At 65.6% G+C, this 25835-nt stretch carries 24 protein-coding genes, 1 other RNA gene and 1 riboswitch; of the genes, 15 read left to right on the top strand and 10 right to left on the bottom strand.

Annotated elements, in window-relative coordinates; translation table 11 throughout:
• Positions 1–57 precede the first annotated feature (57 nt).
• The 10 genes from QF031_RS06775 (at position 58) to QF031_RS06730 (ending at position 8519) form a co-directional block, all read left to right on the top strand.
• The gene (locus QF031_RS06775) at positions 58–603 is read left to right on the top strand and encodes a DoxX family protein (RefSeq protein ID WP_307425765.1); all 546 of its coding nucleotides are present in this window, start codon (positions 58–60) and stop codon (positions 601–603) included.
• A gap of 6 nt (positions 604–609) precedes the next feature.
• On the top strand, positions 610–1998 hold the full coding sequence (aroA, locus tag QF031_RS06770; RefSeq protein ID WP_307425762.1) for a 3-phosphoshikimate 1-carboxyvinyltransferase: 1389 nt from the start codon (positions 610–612) through the stop codon (positions 1996–1998).
• Positions 1982–3097 carry a ribosome small subunit-dependent GTPase A gene (gene rsgA / locus QF031_RS06765; protein WP_307425759.1) on the top strand — a complete coding sequence of 372 codons (1116 nt, stop codon included), beginning with the start codon at positions 1982–1984 and terminating at the stop codon, positions 3095–3097. The genes aroA and rsgA overlap by 17 nt, the downstream gene beginning before the upstream one ends.
• A gap of 44 nt (positions 3098–3141) precedes the next feature.
• Positions 3142–3954, top strand: a complete 813-nt coding sequence (hisN, locus tag QF031_RS06760) for a histidinol-phosphatase (protein ID WP_307425755.1) — start codon at positions 3142–3144, stop codon at positions 3952–3954.
• A gap of 152 nt (positions 3955–4106) precedes the next feature.
• A riboswitch (SAM riboswitch) is annotated at positions 4107–4220 on the top strand.
• Between the two features lie 37 nt (positions 4221–4257).
• Complete coding sequence (locus QF031_RS06755) at positions 4258–5667, top strand: aminotransferase class V-fold PLP-dependent enzyme (RefSeq protein ID WP_307425752.1); 1410 nt, start codon at positions 4258–4260, stop codon at positions 5665–5667.
• A 91-nt stretch (positions 5668–5758) separates the two neighbouring features.
• Positions 5759–6517, top strand: a complete 759-nt coding sequence (locus QF031_RS06750) for a class I SAM-dependent methyltransferase (RefSeq protein WP_307425750.1) — start codon at positions 5759–5761, stop codon at positions 6515–6517.
• Positions 6518–6563: 46 nt separating this feature from the next.
• A complete protein-coding gene (locus QF031_RS06745; protein ID WP_307425748.1) occupies positions 6564–7277 on the top strand; it encodes a metal-dependent transcriptional regulator in 714 nt (237 codons plus the stop codon).
• 7 nt (positions 7278–7284) lie between these two features.
• Positions 7285–7689 (top strand): fluoride efflux transporter FluC, encoded by a 405-nt coding sequence (locus QF031_RS06740; protein ID WP_307433196.1) that lies wholly within the window; start codon positions 7285–7287, stop codon positions 7687–7689.
• Positions 7686–8084 (top strand): fluoride efflux transporter FluC, encoded by a 399-nt coding sequence (locus QF031_RS06735; RefSeq protein WP_307425746.1) that lies wholly within the window; start codon positions 7686–7688, stop codon positions 8082–8084. The genes QF031_RS06740 and QF031_RS06735 overlap by 4 nt, the downstream gene beginning before the upstream one ends.
• Before the next feature lie 57 nt (positions 8085–8141).
• On the top strand, positions 8142–8519 hold the full coding sequence (locus QF031_RS06730; RefSeq protein WP_307425744.1) for a hypothetical protein: 378 nt from the start codon (positions 8142–8144) through the stop codon (positions 8517–8519).
• A 44-nt stretch (positions 8520–8563) separates the two neighbouring features.
• Here the strand turns inward: QF031_RS06730 and QF031_RS06725 are convergent, their stop codons facing one another.
• Entirely contained in the window at positions 8564–9547 is a 984-nt protein-coding gene (locus QF031_RS06725; protein WP_307425741.1) for a S1C family serine protease, read from the bottom strand.
• A gap of 200 nt (positions 9548–9747) precedes the next feature.
• On the opposite strand from QF031_RS06725, the gene QF031_RS06720 reads away from it, so the two are divergent.
• Positions 9748–10857 carry an acyltransferase family protein gene (locus tag QF031_RS06720; RefSeq protein ID WP_307425738.1) on the top strand — a complete coding sequence of 370 codons (1110 nt, stop codon included), beginning with the start codon at positions 9748–9750 and terminating at the stop codon, positions 10855–10857.
• 14 nt (positions 10858–10871) lie between these two features.
• Complete coding sequence (locus QF031_RS06715) at positions 10872–11333, top strand: pyridoxamine 5'-phosphate oxidase family protein (protein WP_307433193.1); 462 nt, start codon at positions 10872–10874, stop codon at positions 11331–11333.
• Positions 11334–11371: 38 nt separating this feature from the next.
• Here QF031_RS06715 and QF031_RS06710 read toward each other — a convergent pair whose 3' ends face one another.
• Positions 11372–12427, bottom strand: a complete 1056-nt coding sequence (locus tag QF031_RS06710; protein WP_307425735.1) for a zinc-dependent alcohol dehydrogenase family protein — start codon at positions 12425–12427, stop codon at positions 11372–11374.
• 184 nt (positions 12428–12611) lie between these two features.
• Between QF031_RS06710 and QF031_RS06705 the strand changes: the two genes are divergently transcribed.
• Positions 12612–13082 (top strand): pyridoxamine 5'-phosphate oxidase family protein, encoded by a 471-nt coding sequence (locus QF031_RS06705; protein WP_307425733.1) that lies wholly within the window; start codon positions 12612–12614, stop codon positions 13080–13082.
• A gap of 48 nt (positions 13083–13130) precedes the next feature.
• Positions 13131–14150, top strand: coding sequence for a zinc-dependent alcohol dehydrogenase family protein (locus tag QF031_RS06700; protein ID WP_307425730.1), 1020 nt, complete (start codon positions 13131–13133; stop codon positions 14148–14150).
• Between the two features lie 68 nt (positions 14151–14218).
• Here QF031_RS06700 and QF031_RS06695 read toward each other — a convergent pair whose 3' ends face one another.
• The 3 genes from QF031_RS06695 to QF031_RS06685 are packed head-to-tail and all read right to left on the bottom strand — an operon-like array spanning position 14219 to position 18949.
• Positions 14219–15244, bottom strand: coding sequence for an ATP-dependent 6-phosphofructokinase (locus QF031_RS06695; RefSeq protein ID WP_307425728.1), 1026 nt, complete (start codon positions 15242–15244; stop codon positions 14219–14221).
• The gene (locus tag QF031_RS06690) at positions 15241–18426 is read right to left on the bottom strand and encodes an HAD-IA family hydrolase (protein WP_307425725.1); all 3186 of its coding nucleotides are present in this window, start codon (positions 18424–18426) and stop codon (positions 15241–15243) included. The genes QF031_RS06695 and QF031_RS06690 overlap by 4 nt, the downstream gene beginning before the upstream one ends.
• A 58-nt stretch (positions 18427–18484) precedes the next feature.
• Positions 18485–18949, bottom strand: a complete 465-nt coding sequence (locus tag QF031_RS06685) for a pyridoxamine 5'-phosphate oxidase family protein (RefSeq protein ID WP_307425723.1) — start codon at positions 18947–18949, stop codon at positions 18485–18487.
• Between the two features lie 408 nt (positions 18950–19357).
• Here QF031_RS06685 and QF031_RS06680 point away from each other — a divergent pair, with 408 nt between their 5' ends.
• Entirely contained in the window at positions 19358–21508 is a 2151-nt protein-coding gene (locus QF031_RS06680; RefSeq protein ID WP_307425719.1) for an acyltransferase family protein, read from the top strand.
• Between the two features lie 123 nt (positions 21509–21631).
• Here QF031_RS06680 and ssrA read toward each other — a convergent pair.
• From ssrA to ftsE, 5 genes are all read right to left on the bottom strand, one after another.
• Positions 21632–22000: a transfer-messenger RNA gene (ssrA, locus tag QF031_RS06675) on the bottom strand.
• A 73-nt stretch (positions 22001–22073) separates the two neighbouring features.
• Positions 22074–22547, bottom strand: a complete 474-nt coding sequence (smpB, locus tag QF031_RS06670; RefSeq protein ID WP_043453530.1) for an SsrA-binding protein SmpB — start codon at positions 22545–22547, stop codon at positions 22074–22076.
• 83 nt (positions 22548–22630) lie between these two features.
• Positions 22631–24076: a M23 family metallopeptidase gene (locus QF031_RS06665; protein ID WP_307425717.1), complete on the bottom strand. Its 1446-nt coding sequence runs from the start codon at positions 24074–24076 to the stop codon at positions 22631–22633.
• Between the two features lie 21 nt (positions 24077–24097).
• Positions 24098–25012 (bottom strand): permease-like cell division protein FtsX, encoded by a 915-nt coding sequence (gene ftsX, locus QF031_RS06660; protein WP_043453535.1) that lies wholly within the window; start codon positions 25010–25012, stop codon positions 24098–24100.
• Complete coding sequence (gene ftsE, locus QF031_RS06655) at positions 25009–25797, bottom strand: cell division ATP-binding protein FtsE (RefSeq protein ID WP_307425714.1); 789 nt, start codon at positions 25795–25797, stop codon at positions 25009–25011. Before ftsE ends, ftsX begins: the two co-directional genes overlap by 4 nt.
• Positions 25798–25835: the final 38 nt, after the last annotated feature.

Here is a 25835-nt window from a genome sequence, read left to right as displayed (position 1 = left end):
GCAAGACTAGGACCGACTCCGCCGCTCGCCGCGGCTCGTCCATCCAGGAGGAAATCCATGCCTTTTATCCGCACGCTCGCCCGGCCCATGCTTGCCTCCAGTTTCGTTCTTGCCGGACTGGATAAGCTCAAGAACTCCGACGACACCGCCCAGCAGCTCTCGCCGCTCCTGCGCAAGGCGGCTTCCTCGCTTCCCTTCCAGGCGAGCGAGAAGACCCTCGCCCGCGTGATCGGTGGAACCCAGGTGGGAGCCGGCGTCCTGTTCGGCCTTGGCAAGTTCTCCCGGCTCTCCGCCGGTCTTCTGACTGCAATTTCCCTGTTGAACACGTTTGTTGAATGGCGCAGTGCGGACATCAGCAGCAAGGAAGGGCGCGAAAACCGCCGGAACCAGCTGCTCAAGAACCTCTCGTTGGGCGGCGGTGCCCTGCTGGCCTCCGTGGACACCGCGGGCAAGCCGGGCCTCGCATGGCGCGCCGAGCACCTGGCAGCCGATGCCCGCAGGAATGCCTCGGACCTGGCCGCGGACGCCCGCAGGACCACCACCACGAAGCTCAACAAGGCGGACAAAGCGGTACGCCGTGCCGTACACGCCACGGGAGCATAAGTACGAATGACCGCAACAGCTGCCACCCGGGACGGATCCGGAGCCCCTGTCCAGCATTGGGCCGCACCTTTTGCTTCCCGGCCCGTCAATGCCACGGTGACGGTGCCCGGATCAAAATCCCTGACCAACAGGTATCTGGTCCTTGCCGCCCTGGCGGACGGGCCGTCCCGGTTGCGCGCGCCCTTGCATTCCAGGGACTCCGCACTGATGATCGAAGCGCTCCGGCAGCTGGGGGCCACGATCACCGAGGTACCTGGGGACGGCGCCTTTGGCCCTGACCTTGAAGTAGTTCCGCTGCCGGCGGCCCACCAGGAACCCGTGACCAGGATCGACTGCGGGCTGGCCGGCACGGTCATGCGGTTCGTACCGCCGTTGGCGGCGCTCCGCAATGGGGCCAGCATTTTCGACGGCGATCCGCACGCCCGGAAGCGCCCCATGGGGACCATCATCGAGGCGCTCAAGGCCCTCGGGGTCGCGGTTACGTCGGAAGACGGCTCCGCGCCGTCGTCGCTCCCGTTCGTAGTGGAAGGCAAGGGAACGGTGCGGGGCGGGCACCTGGTGATCGACGCCAGCGCCTCCTCCCAGTTCGTCTCCGCCCTTCTCCTGGTGGGGGCCAGGTTCGACGATGGCCTGCACCTTGAGCACGTAGGGAAGCCGGTGCCCAGCCTGGACCACATCAACATGACGGTGGCTGTGCTGCGTGGCGCCGGGGTGTCAGTTGACGACTCGGTCCCCAACCACTGGGTGGTGGCGCCGGGTCCCATCGGCGCCTTCGACCAACGGATTGAACAGGACCTTTCCAATGCCGGACCGTTCCTGGCGGCTGCGCTGGCCTCGAAAGGCACAGTGCGGATCCCCGGCTGGCCGGCGGAAACCCAGCAGGTGGGAGATCTTTGGCGCGGCATCCTCGCCAGGATGGGCGCACACGTCACCCTGGCTGACGGCATCCTGACCGTCACCGGAGGCCAGGAGATCAAGGGCGGCGACTTTGCCGACACCAGCGAACTTGCACCCACCGTTGCCGCCTTGTGCGCACTGGCCACAAGCCCTTCCCGGCTTTCTGGAATCGCCCACCTGCGCGGACACGAGACAGACCGCCTCGCGGCCCTCGTCGCGGAAATCACACGGCTCGGCGGCGACGCCGAAGAAACCAGTGACGGCTTGGTGATCCGGCCGGCCCGGCTGCACGCCGGCGTCGTCCACAGCTACGCAGACCACCGCATGGCCACTGCCGGGGCAATCCTGGGCCTTGCAGTGGACGGCGTCCAGGTCGAGGACATCGCCACCACCGCCAAGACCATGCCCGATTTTCCGCAGCTTTGGGAAAACATGCTGGCCCAGGACGCCGCGGTGGCACCCGGGCCGGAAGGGCGCGGCAGTGGCGCGGAGCACTGATTCCTGGGACGAATCAGACGTCCGGATCCGCCCCAGCAAGAAAGGATCCCGGCCCCGCACCAAGGACCGGCCCAGCCATGACGATGCCGTGACCGGACGGATCATCACGGTGGACCGCGGCCGGTATACAGCCGTCGTGGATGAGGACTCGGACAACGAACGCGTTATCATCGCAGCGCGCGCCCGCGAACTTCGCCGTTCGCCAGTGGTTGCCGGCGACTTCGTATCGCTCGTCGGGGACGTGTCCGGTGCACCGGACACGCTTGCCCGCCTGGTCAAGATCCAGGACCGCAAAACCCTCCTGCGCCGGAGTGCCGACGATACGGACCCCATCGAGCGGGCCGTGGTGGCCAACGCCGACCAACTGGTGATCGTGGTGGCGGCCGCCAACCCGGAGCCCCGCACCGGGTTCATCGACCGCACCCTGGTGGCAGCCTACGACGCCGGGATCGAGCCGATACTCCTCGTTACCAAGGCCGACGTCAAAGACCCTTCGGAACTGCTGTCCAACTACACCCACCTGGACTTCCCGATGATCATCAGCCGGACCGCGGATGCACAGGCCTCCGGCATCGACGCACGGTCCGACGACGGCCTCTCGGCGCGGCTGGACAGCGCGGCGGTAGCCGCCCTCCGCGCCCACCTCGACGGGAATGTCACCGTAATGCTGGGCCATTCCGGCGTGGGCAAATCCACCATGGTGAACGCGCTGACGGGGGCTGAGCGCGCCACCGGCGGAGTGAATGCCGTCACCGGACGTGGCCGCCATACGTCATCGTCGGCCCTGGCCCTGCGCCTGGCGGACGCACCGCCGGGCAGCTGGATCATTGACACTCCCGGCATCCGTTCATTTGGGCTGGCGCATGTGGACCCGGACCGGATCCTGCGGTCCTTCCCGGACCTCTCCCCCGGCATCGAAAACTGTGAGCGGGGCTGCAAGCACACGGCCACGGCAGTGGATTGCGGCCTCGATGACTGGGTGGCAGGCGGTCACGCAGGTCCCACCGGCCCTGCGCGGCTGTCCTCCCTGCGGCGCCTGCTGGGCGCGGACCCCCGCATGGAAGCACAGGAAACCAAGGAGCTCGGCAGCGTCAACTGACGCGTTCTCCCGGCAGAACCGTCCACAGACGGTAGTTTGGAACCATGATCCAACCCGCTTCGAGCTACAACGATGACCTGCGCCTGGCCCATGTCCTGGCCGACTCCGTGGATGACCAGACAATGAGCCGCTTCAAGGCCCTGGACCTCCAGGTTGAGACCAAGCCGGACCTTACGCCGGTCACCGATGCGGACAAGGCCGCCGAGGAAGCCATCCGCGGCCAGCTCTCCCGTTCCCGGCCCCGGGACGCGGTCCTGGGCGAGGAATTCGGCAGCACGGGCCACGGTTCGCGCCGCTGGATCATCGATCCGATTGACGGGACCAAGAACTTTGTCCGCGGCGTTCCGGTCTGGGCCACGCTGATCGCCCTGGTGGACGAAGGCGAGCCCGTGGTGGGTGTGGTCAGCGCCCCGGCGCTCGGCAAGCGCTGGTGGGCGGCAAAGGGCATGGGCGCGTATATGGGCAGGTCCCTGGCCGCTGCCACCCGGCTGCGTGTCTCCAACGTGTCAAAACTTTCCGATGCCTCCCTTTCCTACTCCAGCCTGTCCGGCTGGAAGGAGCGGGGAAACCTTGACGAGTTCCTTGGCCTCACCGAGGAGGTGTGGCGGACCCGGGCCTACGGGGATTTTTGGTCGTACTGTATGGTGGCCGAGGGCTCGGTGGACATCGCCTGCGAACCTGAGCTGAACCTTTACGACATGGCCGCACTGGTGCCGATCGTAATGGAAGCCGGAGGCCGCTTCACGTCCCTCGAAGGCGAGGACGGGCCGTTCGGCGGGAACGCCCTGGCCACCAACTCCATCCTGCACTCAGAGGTCCTGCACCGCCTCAACCCCTACCTGGACGACCTGCTGTAGGGAACGCCATTTCGAACGGAAACCGAATAATGCACCGGCGGGCGCCTTCGAAAGGAGGCGCCCGCCGTTGTTTCTTCGGCAGCACGTAACAAAGCCCTTAACAATCGGCGCGGCTTCAATCCAAGCCGCCCCATGTCCTACGCTTTTATCCAGGTCACGAGTGCCAGCGCAAAACCCCGGTTTGCTGGCCGGCAACCCTCCATTCGCGGCGGGGTGCCCCGGGTGACGACCAGGCCGGTCCGGAGCGGATGCGGCAAGCGCGGATTCCCCTATGCCGGAGTCCTGTATTCAAGTGAGGTCTCTGTGACAACTGCCACCGTCTCCCCCAAGCCCGCCATTGCCGAAGCTGCTGAACCCCGTGGCATCGCCGGCCGGCCCCTCGCCGCCGTCACTGGCGCCGAGATCCAGGCGCCGCTGATCACGGGCGGCCACGTGCGGTACGCGAACCTGGACTATGGTGCCTCCGCCCCGGCGCTCTCCGTGGTGTCCGCCTACCTGAACGAAGTCCTGCCCTACTACGCCAGCGTCCACCGCGGCGCCGGGTACGCCTCCCAGATCAGCACCTCTGTGTACGAGAATGCCCGCACCATCGTCCGGGATTTCGTGGGCGGCCGCCCGGATGATTCGGTGATTTTCACCCGCAACACCACCGATTCCCTGAACCTGCTGGCGGGCTGCCTGCCGCTCACCGACGGCCGGCACGACGGCGACGTCCTCTACCTGGACATCGAACACCACGCCAACCTGCTGCCATGGCAGGGCGTTCCGCACCGCAGCATCGTTGCCGCCGACACCATTACCGGCACCCTGGACGCCGTCCGCGCCGAACTGGAACACGGCGGAGTCAGCCTGCTGGCGGTAACCGGCGCTTCCAACGTCACCGGCGAAGTCCTGCCCATCCGCGCCCTGGCTGCCCTGGCCCACCGGCACGGCGCCCGGATCGTCGTGGACGCAGCCCAGCTGGCGCCGCACCGCCGCGTGGACATCAGCGCGGACGGCATCGACTACCTCGCCTTTTCCGGCCACAAGCTTTACGCGCCCTTCGGCGCAGGTGTGCTGGTGGGACGGCCCGACTGGCTGGACGCGGGAACCCCGCACCTCGCCGGCGGCGGCGCCGTGAAGGAAGCAAGGCTCGACGGCGTCAGCTGGGCCACCGGGCCGGCCCGCCATGAGGGGGGCTCCCCGAACGTCCTCGGCGCCGCCACCCTGGCCCGCGCCACCCAGGTCATCGCCGGGCTGGACCAGGACCGGTGGCACGCACACGAATCCGCCATCCGCTCATTCCTGGTGGAGGGCCTGCAGGGCATCAACGGCGTCACGGTCCACCAGATCTTCAAGGACACGGACCCCGAAACGGACACCATCGGCGTGGTCAACTTCTCCGTTGAGGGCTACGACGCAGGGCTGGTGGCCGCCTACCTGTCGGCTGAGCACGGGGTGGGCCTGCGCGACGGACGCTTCTGCGCCCACCCCCTGCTGAAGCGCCTGGGCCTGCCGTCCGGCTCCCTTCGGGCAAGCTTCGGCGTCGGCTCGCGGCTGGAGGACGCCGAACGCCTCCTCGCGGGGATTCGAGCGCTGCGCAGCGAGGGGCTGGGCTGGGACTACGTGGTGGATGCGGGCCGCTGGATACCCGCCAACGACTCCCGCACCTACCCCCACTGGGCACCCAACACACCGGGGACGGCCGGGGCAGCACCCTGCCTCGACGACTGAGCAGGGGGTCGCCTTTTCCGCCAACCTGCTGATGCCCTCCGTGCGGTAGATTCAAAAGACATCCACATCGGCAGCATCAGAAGGAGGCCACGTGGTCTGGGGCGGCCCAAAGCTCGATCCCGGGCGGCGCCGGGAGCTCGGGCAGAGTTTCCAGGACGGCGGAAGGCATTACCAGCGGGTCCGGCCCGGATACCCGGAGGAGTCGGCCCGGTGGCTGGTGCCCGCCGGCGCCCATGATGCCCTGGACATCGGGGCGGGCACGGGAAAGTTCACCGCGCTGCTGCTGGACATGGGACTGGACGTTACCGCCGTCGACCCCTCTGCGGACATGCTCACCCAGCTGAAAGCCCACTACCCTGCCGCCACGGCTGTGCTGGGCACGGCCGAGGTGACCGGACTTCCCGCCGCGCGATTCGACGTCGTAACCGTTGCCCAGGCATGGCACTGGTGCGACCCCCTGGCTGCAAGCACCGAACTCGCCCGGGTCCTGCGCCCGAACGGAACCCTGGGCCTGGTGTGGAACCAGCTGGACACCTCGGTGCCCTGGGTGCACCGGCTCTCGCGGATCATGCACGCCGGTGACGTATACCGGCCGGGCCACAAACCCGTGGTGGGACCCGAATTCCACGGGCTCGAAGGGCACGTGACGCACTGGCAGGACACGGTGACCACCGCAGACCTGATGGAGCTCACCAAGTCGCGCAGTTACTACCTCCGCGCCGGTGAGGCCACGCGGGCCAAGGTCCTGGCGAACCTGGACTGGTACCTGCACGAACACCTCGCCTACGGCCCTGGGCAGGAACTCGACCTTCCATACCTCACGCTCGCCTGGCGCGCCGTCAAGGCATGAACGCAGCAGACGCTGCGGCCGGGGAGCACCCGGTAGGCTTGAACCCGTGAAGACCAGCGCGCCCTCCTCCTCGATCGAGGACTACGTCAAGGTCATCTACTCATTCACCGAATGGCAGGACAAGCCCATCACGTCCTCGCAGCTGGCACAGCGGCTGGGCGTTGCCAATTCTTCGGTTTCCGAAATGGTCCGCAAACTGAAGGACCAGGGCCTGGTGGACCACAAGCCCTACAGCGCCGTCACCCTGACCGAGGCTGGACTGCGGCTGGCCCTTGCCATGGTCCGCCGCCACCGGCTGATCGAGACGTACCTGGTCCAGCGGCTTGGCTACAGCTGGGATGAAGTGCACGATGAGGCTGAACAGCTGGAGCACGCGGTCTCGGACACGTTCATCAAACGTGTCGCGGCCAAGCTCGGGGACCCGAAACGGGACCCGCACGGCGACCCCATTCCCACGGCCGATGGCCAGGTGCTGATGCCGCACGCCCACCTGCTCGCCGAACTGGACGAGGGCCACAGTGGCCGGATTACCCGGATCAGCGATGACAACCCTGAGCTGCTGCGGTACCTCGCCTCACAGGACATCGACCTCGACGAGGAAGTGGAGGTGGTGGGCCGGCGTCCGTTCGGCGGTGCCCTGGTCGTGCGGATCGGCGGCTCCGGCGCACCCCGCGACTATGACCTTGCCGATGAAATCGCCTCCGCGCTGTGGGTCTCCAGCGACACCCCCCACCCGGGCTGCGTCCTGGGCGGACGCTGACGTGTCGATGCCCGGCAGCTCCGCCTGGCTGGCCGTGGCCGTTGGGGCGTTGATCGGCAGCGAATTGCGCTACGGGCTGGGGCTGGCATTCCCGGACGCGCCCGGCTCCGTTCCCTGGGCCACCCTGGCCATCAACATCAGCGGCAGTTTCGTCCTGGCGGCACTGACCACTCTCTGGATGGCCCGCCCGCAGACGGCGTTCTGGCTTCGCGCGGCCCTGGGGCCCGGCCTGCTGGGCTCCTTCACCACCTTTTCCGCGGTCATCTACGCCTCCGACCAGTTGGTGCGGGCCTCCGCCCACCCGGTCTGGATCACGTACCTGGCGCTGTCACTGGTCCTTGGCCTGGCGGCCGCCGGCGCGGGGTGGCGGACCGGCAGGTTCCTCTCGCGCAGCCGGGACGGCCGGACATGATCGCAGCGGCCCTGGTGGGAGTCTTCGGCGTGGCCGGCGCACTCCTGCGGTTCGGGGTGGACAGCTGGTTTGCCCACCACAGCAGCATCCGAAGCGTCCGCACTGACGGCCGCGGAGCACTGCACTGGCCCTGGGCCACCCTGCTGGTCAATGTGGCCGGGTGCTTCATCATCGGACTCTCCCACGGCGTGACTGCCAGGTTGGGGCTGGGCACCGAATGGCAGCTGGGCCTGGCCACCGGCCTGGCCGGCGGACTCACCACTTTCAGTTCCTGGACCACAGCCACCATCCGGCTGCTCAGCGAGGCCCGCTTCGGCTCGGCCGTGCTGAACATCGCCGTAAACCTTGTCCTGGGCTTTATCGCCGCGGCCGCGGGCATCGCGCTGGCCGGCTGATTTCCGGTTACCGGCTCCGGCCCGGCGATTTGGCCGGCTCCCGTATGGTTGAAGGTGATGATCAGCAGACGTGACGCGGCAATAACCCTTGATGTTCCCCTTGAAATGGCACAGCGGCACGGGCTGCCCAAGTGGATGACGGAAGCCGAACTCCGCGCCATCCTGGACAATCCCCCTTCCTGGCTTGTGCAGTCGCGCGCCAACCGGACGGGAAAGCGGCCCGTCTGGGTGCACCTGGAATGCGCCGTCTGCGGTTACGAGGAAGCGGCGCGGCCCAAAAAGTGGTGGCCGGACTTTACCTATGTGGTCTGCGGGCACCATGCCCCTGCGGAAATCCCGCCCCTCCGTCCCGGCTGCGTCCGCAGCGAGTACGACGGCGTGGGCACGCGTTTCGTGGGCATCGTGGACGTGGAAGCGCCCCAGGTTCGCCCGTAGCTTTCCGCACGGGCCCGCGTGGGGTGCCGGACCGCCGTCGGACCTCACCCCGTGCCGTTGGCGGTCATTTCCTCCGGAACAGCAGTGAGGCGCGGCTCGGTGCCGTCGCGCAGGACTTCCACATCGAGCGGCTGGCCGATGGCGTCGGAAAACAGGAGCCGCTGCAGACTCTCGGCATTGCTGACGGGGCGGCCTCCGGCCGTCACGATGATGTCCCCTGCGCGCAGGCCTGCCTTGCCTGCCGGGGAACCAGCCAGCACCTCCACGACGCGGAGCCCTTCGCGCAACCCGGAACGGATCACGGCACTGGGCGTGAGCTGGATCGGAGTGCTGACCAGGCCCAGGTACGCACGGCGCACCCTCCCGTCCGCCAACAGCGCCGAGATGATCCTGCGGGTGGTGGCGTTGATCGGGATGGCCAGCCCCAGGCCGGCACCCGCCACCGCGGTGTTAATACCCACGATCCTGGAATGGGTGTCCGCGAGCGCACCGCCGGAGTTTCCGGGGTTCAGGGCCGCGTCCGTCTGGATCACATCCTCGATGACCCGCCTGTTACCGCCTGACCAGACAGGTATGGCCCGGCCCAGGCCGCTGACCACCCCTGCCGTGACCGAACCCGCCAGTCCCAGCGGGTTTCCCACCGCAACCACCAGTTGGCCTACCCGAAGGGACTCCGCCGCGCCAAACTCCACCGGCTGGACCCTGGGCCGGGAACCGTGCACCACCGCGAGGTCGGACAGTGGGTCTGCACCCACCAGTTCGAGTTCCATCCTGCTGCCGTCGCCAAAGACTGCAAATCCCTGCCGCGTGCCGGCCACGACGTGCGAATTCGTGAGCAGGTAGCCGTCCTCCGTGAAGAGCACCGCCGAGCCCGCTCCCACCCTCACCCGTCCGTTGCGGCGCGTTGCAGTCATCTCAATCGCTGCGACATGCGGGGTCACCGCAGCCGCCACCCGCATCACGGTTTGCGAGTACGAGTCCAGGACGTCGCTGTCCTCCGGTTGTAGGGGTTCCTGCGCCTGTTGCACGGCGCACCTCCTGCCTGTGTCCCACCCCGGGCAGTATTTGCCTACCCGCGGCCTTATGGAGAACAACGATGCCCCGGACGCTTCCAGTCCCGGCTCCGCTACGCCTTGGGTGAACGAGCTCACGTGCGGGGCGTGGTCTTCTACCCTCAAAATTCCATCAAGTCAGGGGATTGCATTTGCGGCGCTGCTAGCTTGATGCAATGACACGGGGAAGTCACGATCCAGCGCCGATCCAGCCGCCAGCGAAGGTTCGCATCGAATGGATTGACGCAGCACGGGGACTTTGCGTCGTGGCGGTGGTCCTGTTCCACGTTGGCCTGTGGCATTTCCTCAGGTTTGAACACGAAAGCAGTGTGGCGTTCACCTTCTGGGACGCGGCGGCAACGGCACTGGGCTCGGTGCGGATGCCGCTCCTTCTCGCGGTTTCCGGAATCCTTGCCGCTTCGAAGGTCCGCAACGGGTTCGGCAACGGAAAGGCCTGGAACTCCAGCCTGAGCAACTACTACCTCTATGCCGTATGGCTGCTCATCTATGCACTGCTCAGCATTGTCGTGGCGAATTCGCCGCGGCCCCAGCGGGTTGTCTCGATCGGTGATTTCTTCCTGCAGCTCATCGCGCCGGACACTCCCCTGTGGTTTGTTTTCGCCCTGGCCGTCTATGTACCCCTGCTGGCTTTCTGCCGGAAACTTCCGCCGTTGGTGGTGCTCGCGGCCCTGGCGGCCCTGAGCATCCTCACTGCGCTATTTGTCGACAGCACTGCCGGACAGTGGGGCAAAGTGCCGGAACTGGCCGTCTTCTTCGCGGCAGGAGTGTACGGAAAGGACCTCTTCCTGCAGATCGCCGGCACCCGCAGGATGCTGTATTTCGCTTCGGCGGTCCCCGTCTTCCTCGCCCTGATGGCGCTGCCGGACACCCACCCGGGCATCGACCAGGCTGTCTACATTGTGCAGGGACTGGCGGCTGCCACTGCGCTTGTGGCCTTTATCAGTGCCGTAACCCGCTACCGGCCAATTGCGGCGGCAGGGTCCTGGGTTGGCCGCCGTACCCTCGGCATCTACCTCCTGCATACGCCGATCATGGATTTACTCATCCTGGCTTTTCATGGTCCCTTGTCACCGCTTGTGCCGGCCATTTCGAAGTCCGCGCCCATTGCCCTCCTGTATCCCTTGGTACTGACGGGGGCCGTCGTCGCAGCCTGCGTGGGGGTGGAATACCTGCTGAAGAAGTGCGGGCTCACGTTCCTCTTCCAGCGTCCCGGTTCGGTCCCGCGTCCGGCCGGCTCCCGTGCGCACCTGCTCTCCAGGCTCTAGGATCGGTACCATGACTGATTCCCCTGCAGGGTCTCAAACTGAAATTCTGCACGCCGACGAGTGCTGGCGGGTACCTTCGGTCCTCCTACATCGGCCGGCTGGCGGTCATCAACGGCGACATTCCGGAGATCTTTCCCGTGAATTTTTCTGTTGCGGGGGAAACCTTGGTGTTCCGGACCGCTCCGGGCACCAAGCTTCGCGCGCTGCTGAGCGGTGCAGTTGCCGCCTTCGAGGTGGACGGGCTCAATCCCTATGCCACGGAAGTCTGGAGCGTGGTGGCGAAGGGCAGGCCGGAACCCTTTGACGAAACCCGGATGTCCCTGCCGGACGACGACGCCGACCGGGAGCCATGGCAGCCCGGCATCAAGGACCACCTGGTGGCCCTGGCACCCACGGACCTCACCGGGCGCAGGTTCGCCGTCAGGTCACGCACGCGGTGGTGGCCGCCGGTGGATTTTTCCGCTGACTGGCTTTAGGTACCCGCTGTACGCGCGGATACATCAGGACCGGCGCTTCAGGATTGCAGGACCACCTTGAGCGCCTTGGTCTCCGCAGCCCGCGAAAAGGTGTCATAGGCCTCGAGGAACTGGTCGAAGCCAAAGTGGTGGGTAGCGAACCTTTCAGCCTGGATTTTTCCCTGCGCCACGAGCTTGAGCAGCATGGGCGTGGTATTGGTATTAACCAGTCCCATGCTGATGTTGATGTTCTGGATCCACAGGTTCTCCAGGTGCAGTTCCACCGGTTTTCCGTGCACCCCCACGTTGGCTACGGATCCGCCCGGCCGGACAATGTCGGTGCACATGGCGAACGTTGCGGGCACGCCCACCGCTTCGATGGCCACGTCGACGCCGTACCCGCCTGTCAGCGACAGGACCTGTTCCTTCCAATGAGCGCTGCCCGAGAGAACCGTGTCCGTGGCCCCGAACTCCCTTGCTTTCTGGAGGCGGTTGGCGTCAAGGTCGATGGCCACCACGGTGGCGGCACCATACAGTCCTGCGGTGGCCATCGCCGCCAGGCCCACCGGCCCTGCACCGACTACCGCCACGCTGTCGCCGGGCTTGACCCTGCCGTACTGGACACCGATTTCGAATCCGGTGGGAAGGATGTCCGAGAGCATGACGGCCTGTTCGTCACTGACGCCCGCAGGCAACAGGTGCAGCGAGTTGTCGGCGTAGGGCACGCGGACATACTCGGCCTGGGTACCGTCGATCAGGTGGCCGAAGATCCAGCCCGTGCCTTCCTGCCCCTCGTCTCCCAGGCAGTGTGAGTACAGGCCCGTTTTGCAGTTGGCACAGTGGCCGCAGGACTTGATGCAGGAGATGATCACGCGGTCGTTCACCTTCAGGCCGGTTACGGAAGGGCCAGTTTCTACGATGGTCCCCACGCCCTCGTGGCCAAGGATCCGGCCCTTTTCGACGGCGGGTACGTCACCTTTGAGGATGTGCAGATCGGTACCGCAGATGGTGGTCGTATCGACTTTGACGATGGCGTCGCCGGGTTGCTGGATCCGGGGGTCGGGGACCTCGGTCCAGGACTTGTCGCCGGGTCCGCCGTAGACGAGGGCTTTCATTGTTTCTCCTTGGGTGAAGGCCTGCTTTGCAGCTTGCCGGGCGGCCGCGTGCAATGTGCGACCCAGTCAGGCATCCCACAGCGTCCCATCGCGTGGGCCGTGCCCCAAGTGCCATAGGTCCTCCCTCCATCCCCGGCCCTTTATGCCCTTTCCGGAAGCAGGAGAGTTGCCTACGCTGTGGCCTATGACTGACAACACGAACGTACCTGCGCCGGAAATCCTTGACCCGGAGGAGTGTTGGACGCTCCTTTCCCAAACCGGGGTGGGGCGGCTGGCTGTCATCGCCGACGGGCATCCCGATGTCTTTCCTGTCAATTACAAGGTGGACGGTCAAACGCTGGTTTTCCGCACCGGCAGCGGCACCAAACAACAGGCAATCCAGTCGGATGCAGCTGTGGCACTGGAAGCCGATGCTGTCAGTTCGCAGTTCGGCCTCGCGTGGAGCGTTGTCATCAAGGGCAAGGCGCAGGAGACGACACCCACTGGCGCCGACCTTGATGACATCCGTCGTGCCCTTTTTCCGTGGCAGGGCGTAGGGCAGGAGCACTTCATCCGCATTACTCCGGAGTCCGTTACGGGGAGGCGCTTTACCGTGACTGCACCGCTGCTGTGGCAAACCCCGCTGGATGACGCAACACGCGCTGGCTTCGAATAGGCCGCGGCCGGTCAGGACGCAGCGGCCGGGGAACGGTCAGGAGGAACTGTGCGCGCGTGGTGGGTGAACCAGCCGGGCCCCATTTCCACCCGTCCGTTGCTGCAGGGACGCCGTGATACTCCCACGCCGGCCGCCCGCGAACTCCTCGTGGAAGTGACCGTCTGCGGTGTCTGCCGCACGGACCTCCATCTCGCTGAAGGCGACCTCGCTCCGCGGCGTCCGCACGTTGTACCGGGCCACGAAGCAGTGGGCGTGGTCATCGAAAGGGGTGCGGACTGCTCCCGGTTCAGGACAGGTGACAGGGTTGGTGTGGCCTGGCTTGGCAGCACCTGCGGCAAGTGCTCCTACTGCCGCCGCGGTGACGAAAACCTTTGCCTGTCGCCGGTCTTTACGGGCTGGGACCGGGATGGCGGGTATGCGGAGCACATGACAGTTGCGGAGGACTTCGCCTACCCGGTGCCTGCCGCATTCTCCGACGAACAGGCCGCGCCGTTGCTGTGCTCAGGGATCATCGGGTACCGGGCCCTGAAACGCGCCGCGCTGCCGGTGGGCGGGCGCCTGGGCATCTACGGTTTCGGCAGTTCAGCCCACATCACTGCCCAGTTGGCGCTCAAACAGGGCGCGTCGGTGTTCGTCATGACCCGCTCTGCAGGTGCACGTTCGCTGGCCCTTGGGTTGGGAGCGGATTACGCGGGCGACGCATATGATGCTCCCCCGGTACCGCTCGATTCCGCCATCCTGTTTGCACCGGTAGGTGACCTTGTTCCGGTTGCACTGCGTGCCCTCGACCGTGGCGGGACCCTGGCCATAGCCGGGATCCACCTCAGCGACATCCCGGTCCTGAATTACGGCAGGGAGCTCTTCTTCGAGCGGCAAGTGCGCAGCGTGACAGCCAACACCAGGGCCGACGGGCATGAGTTCCTGGCCCTCGCATCCCGGCTTTCCCTGTCCCTCACCACCACCGTGTACCCGTTCGACGCTGCCGACAAGGCCCTGGAGGACCTCGCAGCGGACAGGATTACCGGATCGGCTGTCCTGCGGGTCAGGCCGGACCACGCTGCGCTGTAGTTTTGGGCTGTAGTTTTGACACGACGGGTTCGGTGGACCCCGGGATCCCGGGCGACGGCGCCGGTGGGTCAGCCGAACAGGACGGCGGCCTCCTGGTAGCGCGCCTCGGGAACCACTTTCAGTTCTCCCAGCGCCTCCTCCAGGCCCACATTCACGATGTCCGTGCCATGCAGCGACACCATGGTGCCCCACCTTCCGGCCGCTGCTGATTCGACGGCGGCCAGGCCCAGCCGGGTGGCAAGGACCCGGTCGAAGGCGGTGGGTTCGCCGCCGCGCTGGATGTGCCCCAGGACCGTGGCCCGGGTTTCGATGCCGGTCCTCATCTGCAGCTCCCCTTCGAGCAGCAATCCGATCCCTCCCAGGCGCGGCCTGCCGAAAGTATCCAGCCCACGTGGTGCGTAGGGCGCCGGGTGGCCCTCGGGTGCGAAAGCTTCGGCCACCACCACAAGGGGCGCCCTGCCGCGGTCCCGGGCGGACACCACCCATGAGCACACCTGGTCCATGGACACGGGGTGTTCGGGTATCAGGATGGCGTGCGCTCCGGAGGCCATCCCCGCATGCAGCGCTATCCACCCCGCGTTGCGGCCCATCACTTCCGCCACCATGCAGCGGTGATGGGATTCGCCTGTGGTGCGCAGGCGGTCGATGGCTTCCGTGGCAGTCTGGACCGCGGTGTCGAAGCCAAAGGTGTAGTCCGTGGCGCCTAGGTCGTTGTCGATGGTCTTGGGCACCCCCACCACGTTGATGCCTTGCGCACACAGTTCCCGGGCGGCCGCCAGGGTCCCCTCTCCCCCGATGGCGATCAGGCCCTCCAGTCCGTTGCGCCGGAAACTGGCGCGGACGCCGTCGATTCCTTTTCCCACCAATGGGTTGGTCCGCGACGTGCCGAGGATTGTTCCACCGAGACGAGAGATCCCCCGAACGCTCGTCCGGGGCAAAGGAACGGCGTCCTGTTCCAGGACGCCCCGCCACCCGTCCCTGAACCCCAGGAATTCGAAGCCGTGCGCGACGTCCCCACCCAGCACGGCTCCCCGGATGACAGCGTTGACCCCCGGGCAGTCACCGCCGCTGGTGAGGATCCCCAGGCGCTTCATGACGCCGCCAAACCCGGGGTTCTGGCTGGCAACGGGAAGTGCCGGGTCCGGCCGGGAGGCAGGACGATGTCGGTTCCGTCCACGTGCACCTTGATGGGACCGGCGTCGCCGGGGGCAGAGGCGATGCTCATCCGCCCGTCCTTGAGATGCACCCGGAGACGGTGCCCGCGGTACAGGACCTCGAAGGCGACGGCGCGGAGACCTGTGGGCAGGTTGGGAGCGAACAGGATGGTTTCCCCGCTGAACCGCAGCCCGGCAAAGCTGCGCTGCACCACGTCAATGGTGCCGCCCATCGCGCCCAAATGGATACCCGCGCGTGTGGTGCCGTGCTGGGTGTCGTCCAGATCGGCGTCGAGCGCTTCCCGGAAGCTGTCCCACGCCCTGTCGGCGTCCAGCCCTGCCAGGACGGACGCGTGCGCAACCCTGCTCAGGGTGGACCCGTGGGCCGTCCTGGCAAGGTAGTACTCGATGGTCCGGTTGAGTTGCTCCTGCGTGAATCCGTAATGCAACCGCTGGAGGATGGTGAACAGTCCCTCGTGGCCCAGGAGGTACGGCAGCATCAGGACATCCGCCTGTTTTGCCAGCTTGTAGCAGTTGGTTGCATCGTTTTCGGCTTCCAGGATCAGGTCCAGCCGTTCAATGTCACCGTACCTGTCCCGGTAATGGTCCCAGTCGAGCTCCTGCAACCCGCCATAGCCCTCGAACTGGCTGATGACGCCGTCGCTGTGAAAGGGGACGTACATGGCGGTCCCCATGCGCGCCCACCCGGATGTTTCCTCATCGGTGACGGCAAGGCGTTCCATCAGCCCGGCGCGCTCGCTGCCATGCAGGAAGGAGATGATGCCGGCGGCCTGGGAGCAAACCCATGCCGCCATGACGTTGGTGTAGGCATTGTCGTCCAGCCCTGGTTTGTCACGGCCGGGGTAACCCGTGTGGTATTCATCCGGTCCCACCACGCCGCGCAGGTGGTAACGGCCGCCCTGCTGGTCGTAGTCGGCCAGGGAGCGGAAGAACCTGGCAACCTCGATTACCAGTTCAGCGCCCTTTTGAAGGAGCCAGATCTTGTTCCCGGTGGCCTGGAAGTACTGCCAAGCGTTGAAGGCGACAGCCAGGCCCGAGTGGACCTGGAGGTGCGAGTGGTCCTTGACCCACCTGCCGGACCTGTCGTTGTAGAGCCATTTCGGCGTTTCCTCGGTCCCGTCGCTGCCGCTTTGCCAGGGGAACTTGGCCCCCGCCCGCCCCTCCACAGCTGCTGCGTACCGGGCAGCGGGAAGCCGCCGCCACCTGTATTCGATGACGGAGCGCGCGATGTCCGGCGTCCTTGAGGTGAGCACGGGCAGGACGAACAGCTCATCCCAAAAGACGTGTCCGCGGTAGCCTTCACCGTGCAGGCCGCGTGCGGTGACGCCGGCATCCAGTTCCGTCGTGTGGTGCGTCAATGTCTGCAGCAGGTGGAAGATGTGCAGGTTGAGGACCAGCCTCACCTGGACCGGAGCGTCGATGTCCACCAGGAACGGCCGGAGCTCGCGCCGCCACGCCTCCTCGTGCGCTGCCAGCAGCGAAGCGAAGTCTCCACCCGTGCGCTCCAGCACGGCCCTGGCACCCGCTTCCGGAGAGGCTATGGCACGGTCGCGGGACGTCACCACTGCCACCGTCTTGGTGATCCGTACCGCTTCGCCGGCCTTGAGGGAAAGCCGAAGGGTATGGAAGTGGAAGGAACCTTCCCTGCCCTCATCGATTCCTGCCGGCTCCTGGGATGCGTTCGTCCGGTAGGCTGCGGCGATCCGGATGAGGCTTTGGGTTGTTTCCACTTCGACGACGGAGGTTGGGTCCCGGGGCCGCTCGCGGCGGGAGCCAACCGCGGCAGTCCTGTCGGCGAGGTGGACGTCGGAACCCTGGGCGCGTTCAGGCAGGTTGGCGTTGCGCACCCCGGCATTTATGCCGGTGCGGACCTCCACTTCTCCATTCCAGCCGAGCGCCGTGACCACCGTTTCAAGGACCAGCAGGTGGGGTTCGGCCATGGACGCGAAGCGGGTCTGCACCACTTCCAGGCGGCGATGGTCCTCGCCCTCCAACAGCAGCCTCCGCTCCAGCACCGCCCTTCGCAGGTCCAGGACGCGGCGCTCACGAACCACGGTCATCCCACCTGACGACCACCAGGGCTGGCCGGGCAGGCGCAGGTCAAGCGGGAGGCAGTCGGGTGCGTTGACCATGTGTTCCTCCAGCAGCGCCTCTCCGGCGGCCGTTACCACGACCCGGTTGTACACGCCCCCAAGATACATACCGGCATAGCTGAACGGGCCGCCCTCCGGCGCGGCTCCCCTCACGCCCATGTAGCCGTTGCCCAGGGTGGTCAAGGCTTCCCGGTGTCCCTCGTGCGCGGCGTCGAAACCTTCGTAGACCAGGTGCCACGCGTTGCCGATGACCTGTCCCAGGTCCAGCTCCCCCACGTCGTTGAGGACTATGCCGGCGCCGGCCGCTTCGAGCTGCCGGCGGTTGCCGGTGCGGTCGATTCCCACGACGAGGCCGAAGCCGCCCCGCCGGCCGGCCTCCACCCCTGCCGCCGAATCCTCCACTACCACGGCATGTGCCGGAGACACCCCCAGTCGCGTTACGGCCGCAAGAAAGACGTCCGGGGCTGGCTTTCCGCGCAAACCCAACCCTGCCGCCGTCGTTCCGTCAATCACTATCTGGAACAGATCGTGGATCCCCGCGGCCTGCAGGACCACTGCGGCGTTGCGGCTTGAGGTGACCACTGCGGTTGGCACTTCCGCGCCTGCAAGCCGCTGCAGCAGGTCGAGCGTCCCGGGGTAGCTTTGGACGCCGTCGTCCCGAAGATGCTGGAGGAAGTATTCGTTCTTCCAGGCGCCCAGGCCGAATCCCGTCCAGGCTCCGGCGTCGTCGCTCTCTTTACCCTTGTCAACCGGCACACCGCGGGTGGCCAGGAAGCGCACCACCCCTTCCTCACGCGGCATCCCGTCAATGAAGGTGAGGTAGTCAGTCCGGCTGAGCGGGGCACGGTTGGCGCCCGCCGGTACCCTGGGGTCGTGCAGGATCCGCTGGAACGCATCCTTCCAGGCAGCCTGGTGGACCAGCGCCGTATTGGTGACCACCCCGTCCAGGTCGAAGATGACGGCGTCGAATGGTGGCTTGGCGGCAGCGGCAGTGGGCGACACAGTCATAGGTCAGTGGTACCAGCCGGCACCGGTTCCGGAAAGGGCCGATGGGCCCCACCGCGGGCTACGCAGTATCCCTGCCATGTGGGTGGCCCACATGGTTCCACCACGTCAGCGGCGACGTGATGGTGAAGCGCCTTCCGCTGACGGAGGAGGGGACGATCCGGACGAAGTGGTCCTTGTCTCCGGCCTGCCAGGGAAACAACGTGAGGCCGGCTCCGGCCAGGAGTTCCTCCGAAGGCCCCAGGATGACGGCCCTGCCTTTGACCAGTACGCTCCATGCCTTGGCATCGTCATGGCCGTCGGCTTCAAGGGCGACGGCGAGCGGTCCGCCGGCTGCGCGCAGTTTGGTTCCTTCGCCGGTGCGGAATACGACTGACTGCTGGTCCACCTTGTAGTTAACGGGGAAGACTTCCGGATACCCGTCCACCAACACAGCGAGATGGCCGACAGAAACGCCTCGAAGCAGGTCCCAGCACGTTCCGGCGTCCAGGACTTCGGTGGGCGTTTGCGGCGGGTCGTTGTGCATGTAGTCGAAGGTAGCGTCCCGCCGGCGGCCCCACTAGGGCAATTGGGCCCGGCGATACCGGCCGTCGCCCAACGGCAAGGATTTACACGGAAGCAACCGCCGCTAACCAGTCCGTGCCCGGGGCGGTGCTAGAGTACCCCCGGGGGTTGCAGCAGCGGCGCAAACGCAGAGCCCGCTTGTTGCATAGCCTCGCCGATTCCATCGCCGCCTGTGCGGCGGGTGTCTTCGTTCAGCTAATTCCGCGTAAAGGGTGCTGCCGGCCAGCGCCGCAGGGCCCTTGGATGCTGTTGCCTCCCGGTGTTTCGTCCAGGCATGCAGGCAGGGTGTTCACAGCAGAAGCACACCATTTGTGACCTCTCAGGAGCGGCAGGCGCGCTGCGTTCAAACGAAGATTAACAAGGAGTACCCGTGACCGGACACGTCGTGATGCGAAGCCGTGCGGAGCTGCGGCGGACAGAGGCCGTCAACGCAACCCGCAAGGACATCCAGGCGCTGCGTGCCCTTGCAGTCGGGCTCGTGGTCCTCAACCATCTGTGGCCGGCAAGGCTGTCCGGTGGCTACGTTGGTGTCGATGTCTTCTTCGTGATCTCAGGCTATTTGATCTCCAAGCACCTGTTGGGCGAGCTGGAGCGGTCAAACCGCATCAATCTGGCACAGTTCTACGCACGGAGGATCAAGCGGTTGCTTCCCGCCGCAACCCTCGTTGCGTCGGTTTCCCTGCTTGCGGCATGGGCGATGCTGCCGTTCTCGCGCTGGCTGGCCATCGCCCAGGACACCATCGGGGCCGTCCTTTACGTGGAGAACTGGGTACTGGCAGCGAAATCGGTGGATTATTCGGCCCACAGCGAGGCCGCCTCAACTGTCCAGCACTATTGGTCCCTCTCGGTGGAGGAGCAATTCTACCTGGTATGGCCGCTCCTGATCCTGGGGCTTTCGGTGGCAGCGATCCGGCTGCGACTCCGCCGTCGGGCCTTGCTGGCGCTGGGAGTCACCCTCGTCAGCGCCGCTGCGCTGGCATTTTGCATCTGGGTCACCTACACCAACAGGAGCCCCGCCTACTTTGTGACCCCGGCACGCGCCTGGGAGTTCGGCGCCGGTGCCTTAATTGCCATCGGTGGCCCGCATGCGATGGCAGCCCTGCGGGTTCGGCTGCCCAGCCATCATGTGGCGTTGTCAGGCTCGGCGCAGTGGCTCGGATACGGTCTGATCGCCTATTCCGCCTTTTGCTTCAACGAGCAGACCTTCTTTCCAGGCTTCGTCGCGGTGGTGCCCGTGGCCGGGACCGTCCTGGTGATCGCATCCGGTCCGACCGGACCGCTGTGGTCACCAAACCGAATCGTGGCTGCCCGGCCCGTCCAGTTTCTGGGCGATGTGTCCTATTCCCTCTACCTGTGGCACTGGCCCTTAATCGTCCTGGCACCGGCGCTTGTGGGCCACTCGCTGTTGACGCAGGACAAGCTGGCCATCTTGGTGGGTGCGATAGCGCTTTCCTATGTCTCCAAGAAACTCGTCGAAGACCCCGGCCGCACCAGGCTCCTCCGGGAGGCCAACCCGGTCCGCGTCTTTGCGGCCATGGCGGTCACGGCGGGACTGGTCTGTGCTCTGTCCGGTGGCCTGCTTCTAAGCTTCGGCAAAGCCCAGGCCGCCGAAGCGGCGAAGCTGGAAAGCCTCATCGGCGAACCTTGCCACGGGGCGCGCAGCCTTGACCAGCGCAATGGCTGCAGCGATCCCTTCGGTCCCGCCAAGGTCGCCAATGTGGGGCCGAACGAAGCACCATGGTTCAGCGCGCCCGAATGCCACCCGTCCGCGGATCCGGTGGTCTACGAGGACCTTCAGGTCCTGGTCGAGTGCGACTTCACTGGAGGGGCACAGCCGGAGGCGAATGTCTGGCTGATAGGCGACTCGCATGCCGAACAGTGGAAGGCCGGGCTGTACGAGCTCGCACGGCTGCACAAGTGGAAGCTGAAGGAATCACTGCTGGGCGGTTGTCCGTTCGTTGACGTGAAGCGGGTGGCCGTGGCGGGCGCGCCTGCCACCGACCCGCATGGACAGCAGCGATGCCTCGGGTGGAGCGCCCAGGTCTCCGATCGGATCGTCAAGGAAAAGCCCGACATGGTCTTCGCGTCCTCGTTCGGGGCAGGTGAAACAATCCACGACGGGACCGGCCGGCCGCAAATCGATCAGTACAAGGATGCCGTGACGAAGAGGTTCGGTGACTGGACAGCGGCAGGCAGCCGGATCTTCGTCTTCCGGGATCCGCCACTGACCCTTCACCACACCAGCCCCGACTGCGTGGCGCTGAACCCGCAGCAACCCGTCAATTGCGCCAACGCACGCGAGGAGGCGCTGGTTCAGGACCCGGTTGCCGAAGCCGCCAAGGGCATGGGCAAGCCCAACGTCAAGGTCCTCGACCTCTCGGACCAGTTCTGCGATGGCCAGCGCTGCTACGCGGTCATTGGCGGTCTGCAGGTCTACTTCGACAATGACCATGCCGCCCGCAGCTATATACGGTCCCTCGTCCCCGTCCTGTCCCAACGGTTCAACGAGGCCCGGCAATAATTCCGGCATCCCGGGGGCGATGCTGCCGGCTCCCTCGCCGAACAAACGAAAGCACCCCGGTCCTGGGACCGGGGCGCTAAAGGAAAGGCCGGGACATCCGTTGGGACGTCCCGGCCTATTCCAGGGTGGAGATGGGGGGAATTGAACCCCCGTCCGATGTCGTGTTGTCAGGGCTTCTCCGGGCGCAGTTTGCGTCGGATTTTCTCGGCCCCAGCCATGCTGCAAACAGCTGGCTGATCCGGGCCCAGTCATCTAAAAGTCCCGTTTACTCCGATGACGGGAGCAAACAGCAGTGGCTATCTAAATGACGCCAGGATCCGGGGCGATAGCAACCCCGGGCTGACGGACTGTCTTACTGCTTAGGCAGCAAGAGCGAAGTCAGTGCGCTTAGATTCGGCACTTATTGGTTTGCAGAAAGCGTTTACGAGATAATTCTGCATCCTCGGCCCGCTTCACCTGTCGCGACTAACACCGTCGAAACCGATCATCCCCGTATTTTGTTACCAAACCGGCTGGCAAGCCTGCCGGACTATCCATACTAACGCATGCTCCGACAAAATAATTCCTACCGGCGACGGTTGCGTTCGCGCATCTCACGCTGGGCTTCGCGGTTGTCCTGCTGCTCCCGCAGTGTCTGCCGCTTGTCGTACTCGCGTTTACCGCGGGCAACTGCAATTTCCACCTTGGCGCGGCCGTCCACGAAGTAAAGCTGGAGCGGCACTATGGTGTACCCGGCCTCCTGGACCTTGCGGGAGATCTTGATGAGCTCCTCGCGGTGCAGCAGCAGCTTACGCCGGCGGCGTGCGGCGTGGTTGGTCCAGCTTCCCTGGTTGTACTCGGGAATATGGATGGCTTCCATCCACAGTTCGTCGTTGTAGAACGTGCAGAATCCGTCCACCATGGAGGCATGGCCTTCGCGCAGGGATTTCACCTCGGTGCCCATCAGCGCGATGCCGGCCTCGTAAGTGTCCAGCACGTGGTAGTCGTGCCGGGCCTTGCGGTTGGTGGCCACTACCTTACGGCCACTTTCTTTAGGCACGGGAGAACTCCTCAGGTTCAGGTTGGACACTCCCCGCCCGGCGGGCGTGGAGCTATACCAGTCTACGGCAGCGGTGTTCGCCCCTAGAGCAGCCCCATCGGGTCCACCGCAGCGCCGTTGAGCCAGGTTTCGAAGTGCGCGTGGCAGCCTGTGGAGTTGCCGGTGCTGCCGGAGTAGGCAATGAGCTGGCCCTGTGAAACCCGTTGCCCGTTCGAGACCACGATGTTGGAGTTGTGGTAATAGATGGTGGTCAGGGTGTTGCCTTGGATTAGGCCATGGTCAATCTTGACCCGCCAACCGCCGCCGTCAGCGGAGTTCCAGCCCGAGCTGAAGACCTCTCCGGCAGCGGCAGCGTACACAGGAGTACCGCAGGCGGCCCCAAAGTCGATGCCGGTGTGCATGTATCCGCCCGTGCCGTAGAAGTCGATGGTGCCCGGCGGAGTGGAACGGTAGCCGAATCCGGAGGTGATGGGGATGCTTCCGTCGAAGGGGTGCCGGAGGCCAAAGGCCGACGGCGACCCGACGGCGGGCGGTACGTACGGTTGGACAGGCGGGGCAGGGCGGTTCGCTGCCGCGGCTGCAGCTGCGGCAGCGGCGGCAGCCGCCCGGGCAGCTTCCGCCTGCCGGCGCTGCTCCGCTTCCCACGCCTCACGGGCCTTGCGGTCGCGTTCGGCGATCTCGTTTGCCACCTGGTTCTGGTTGGCCTGGACTCCGGCGAGTTGCGCCTGGATCCCGGGCTTGGCCGCCTGGAGCTCAGCGTCGAGGCGGGTGGTGTCCGCAATCAGCTGGTCAACCTGGGCCTTCTTGGCCGCGGCTTCGTCGCGTGCGGCCTTTTCCCGCTCCAGCGCGGCGTCGGCCTTGGCCTTCAGGTCCTTGATCTCCGCTTCCACAGCCTGAAGGCGTGCTTCGGAGTTGACGTTGGTGGCATTCTGCTGGCTGAGCTTGTCCATGGCCGCGTTCTGGCTGCGCATGGCCTGGTCCGCGAGATCCATCGTTTCAGTCAGGCTGCTGCCGCTGTTGGAACCAAAGAAGAGCGACAGGTTGGATGGTACGCCCCCTGACTTGTAGGCCTGGGTGGCAATCTGGCCGATGAGCTTCTTGGTGTCCGCGATCTTCTGCTTGTCAGTTTCCATCTGCTGGGTGATCTTGGCCTTGTTTTGCTGGGCCATATCAACACGTGCCGACAATGCTTCGACTTCCTTGACAGCGCCGGCCACCCGCCCCTGTGCCTCCAGCAGCGCCTGCTGGGCGCCCGGCAGTTGGCCCTGGTAAATCACCAGGTCGCCGGCGGCCTTCGCGATGCGGGAATCGACAAACTCAAGGGAGGCCTGGACACGGGCAGCCTCAGCCTCGAGCGCGGCTTTGCGGTCCTCGAGGTCGTCTGCGAACGCGGCGGGCGTGGCAATGGCCATGCCGGCGGAGAGGACGAGGGTGAGCACACCGCTGACAATGCCCAGACGGCGGGCAGCGGTCCGCACACGGCTGGGCCGGGGGCGGGGCAAGGCTTGATCAGTTGGGTTCACGGGCATTCCTTGGTCGGTGTGCACAGCCTAAACGCGCAAATATCTACGTAAGGTCAAGAGAGACGAAATTCCTGCCAAGGATCCGCCAAGGATCAGCAGCGCCGGAGCGAGGATCAGGGTCTGCCCGGACGAGATGAACGCAGTATCGGGGTACTGGCGGGACATGTAGTCGCCCAGGAAAAATTGCGCCACAGCCCACAGGGTGCCCGAAGCCAGGGCTGCACCGATGACTGCCGCTATGACGCCCTCGAGGATAAACGGCAACTGGATGACGGTCTTGGATGCACCGACAAGCCGCATGATTCCGGTCTCCCTGCGCCTGCTGAATGCAGAGAGCCTGATGGTGGTGGCGATCAGCAGGATCGCGCAGACGATCATCACACCTGCAATGCCCACTGCCACCAGGGAAGCACCGTTCATCACAGAGAAGAGGCGTTCGAGCAGCTGGCGCTGGTCGATCACCGTTTCCACTCCTGGCTGGGAGGAGAAGGTCTCGCTGATGATCTGGTACTTTTCCGGGTCCTTCATGTTGATCCGGAACGATGCCGGCAGCTGGTCCGGCGTCACGGAGTCAACGATGGGCGAGTTGGAGAATTGGTCCTTGAAGTGCTTGTAGGCCTCATCCTTGGACTCGAACTGGAAGTCGTTGATGTACTGCGCCACGGCCGGGGACTCCAGGAGCGCGTTGAGGCCCTGTTGCTGCTCAGGGGTGACGGGCCCGGACGCGCAACCGGGCGCCGTCGAACCTTCACTGCACAGGAAGATGGCAACCTGCACCTTGTCGTACCAGTAGCCCTTCATCTGGTTGATCTGCATCTGCAGCATCCCCGCCGCGCCCACGAAGGTGAGGGACACAAACGTCACCAGGATGACCGAGACAACCATGGAAAGGTTGCGGCGCAGGCCGCTGCCGATCTCGGAAAGGATGAACGCGAGCCTCATCGCTGGGCCTCGCCTTCGGCACCCTTGCCCGGCAGTCCGCCGTCGGGCGTGTCCCTGCCGCTGGCGTCCTTCAGCCGCCGGGACTGGCCGACGACGGGAATCATCGAGGTGTAGAGAGCCTTTGCTTCGTCGCGGATCACGACACCGTTCTTGAGCTCGACCACCCGCTTGCGCATCTCGTTGACGATGTCGTCATCGTGCGTGGCCATCACCACCGTGGTTCCGTTCTGGTTGATCTTGTCCAGCACGCCCATGATGCCCATGGACGTGGTGGGATCCAGGTTTCCGGTGGGTTCGTCGGCGAGGAGGATCCCGGGGCGGTTGACCACCGCGCGGGCGATGGCGACGCGCTGCTGCTCACCGCCGGACAGTTCGTGCGGCATGCGGTGTTCTTTGCCTTCAAGCCCGACCGTCTTGAGGACCTCGGGAACCGTGTCGCGGATGACGCTGCGGCTCTTGCCGATGACCTGCATGGCGAACGCCACGTTGGCGAAGACATTTTTCTGCGGCAGGAGGCGGAAGTCCTGGAAGACGACGCCGATGCCGCGGCGGAGGCGCGGAACCCGCCAGCTGGAAATCTTGGCGACGTTCTGGCCGGCAACGTAGACGGCGCCGGAGGTGGCGCGGTCTTCCTTCAAAACAAGCCGGAGGAAGGTGGATTTGCCGGAACCGGAGGCGCCGACAAGGAAGGCGAATTCGCCGCGGTCAATCTCAAGGGTGACGGAGTCCAGCGCCGGGCGGGCTTTCTGGTCGTAGACCTTGGTGACATTTTCGAATCGGATCATGGCCCTAATTACCCTGCAGGGCATGGCTGATTCTTACT

Source organism: Pseudarthrobacter defluvii (assembly GCF_030816725.1).
Lineage (GTDB): Bacteria > Actinomycetota > Actinomycetes > Actinomycetales > Micrococcaceae > Arthrobacter > Arthrobacter defluvii_A.
This window is presented reverse-complemented; position numbering and strand designations above follow the sequence as displayed.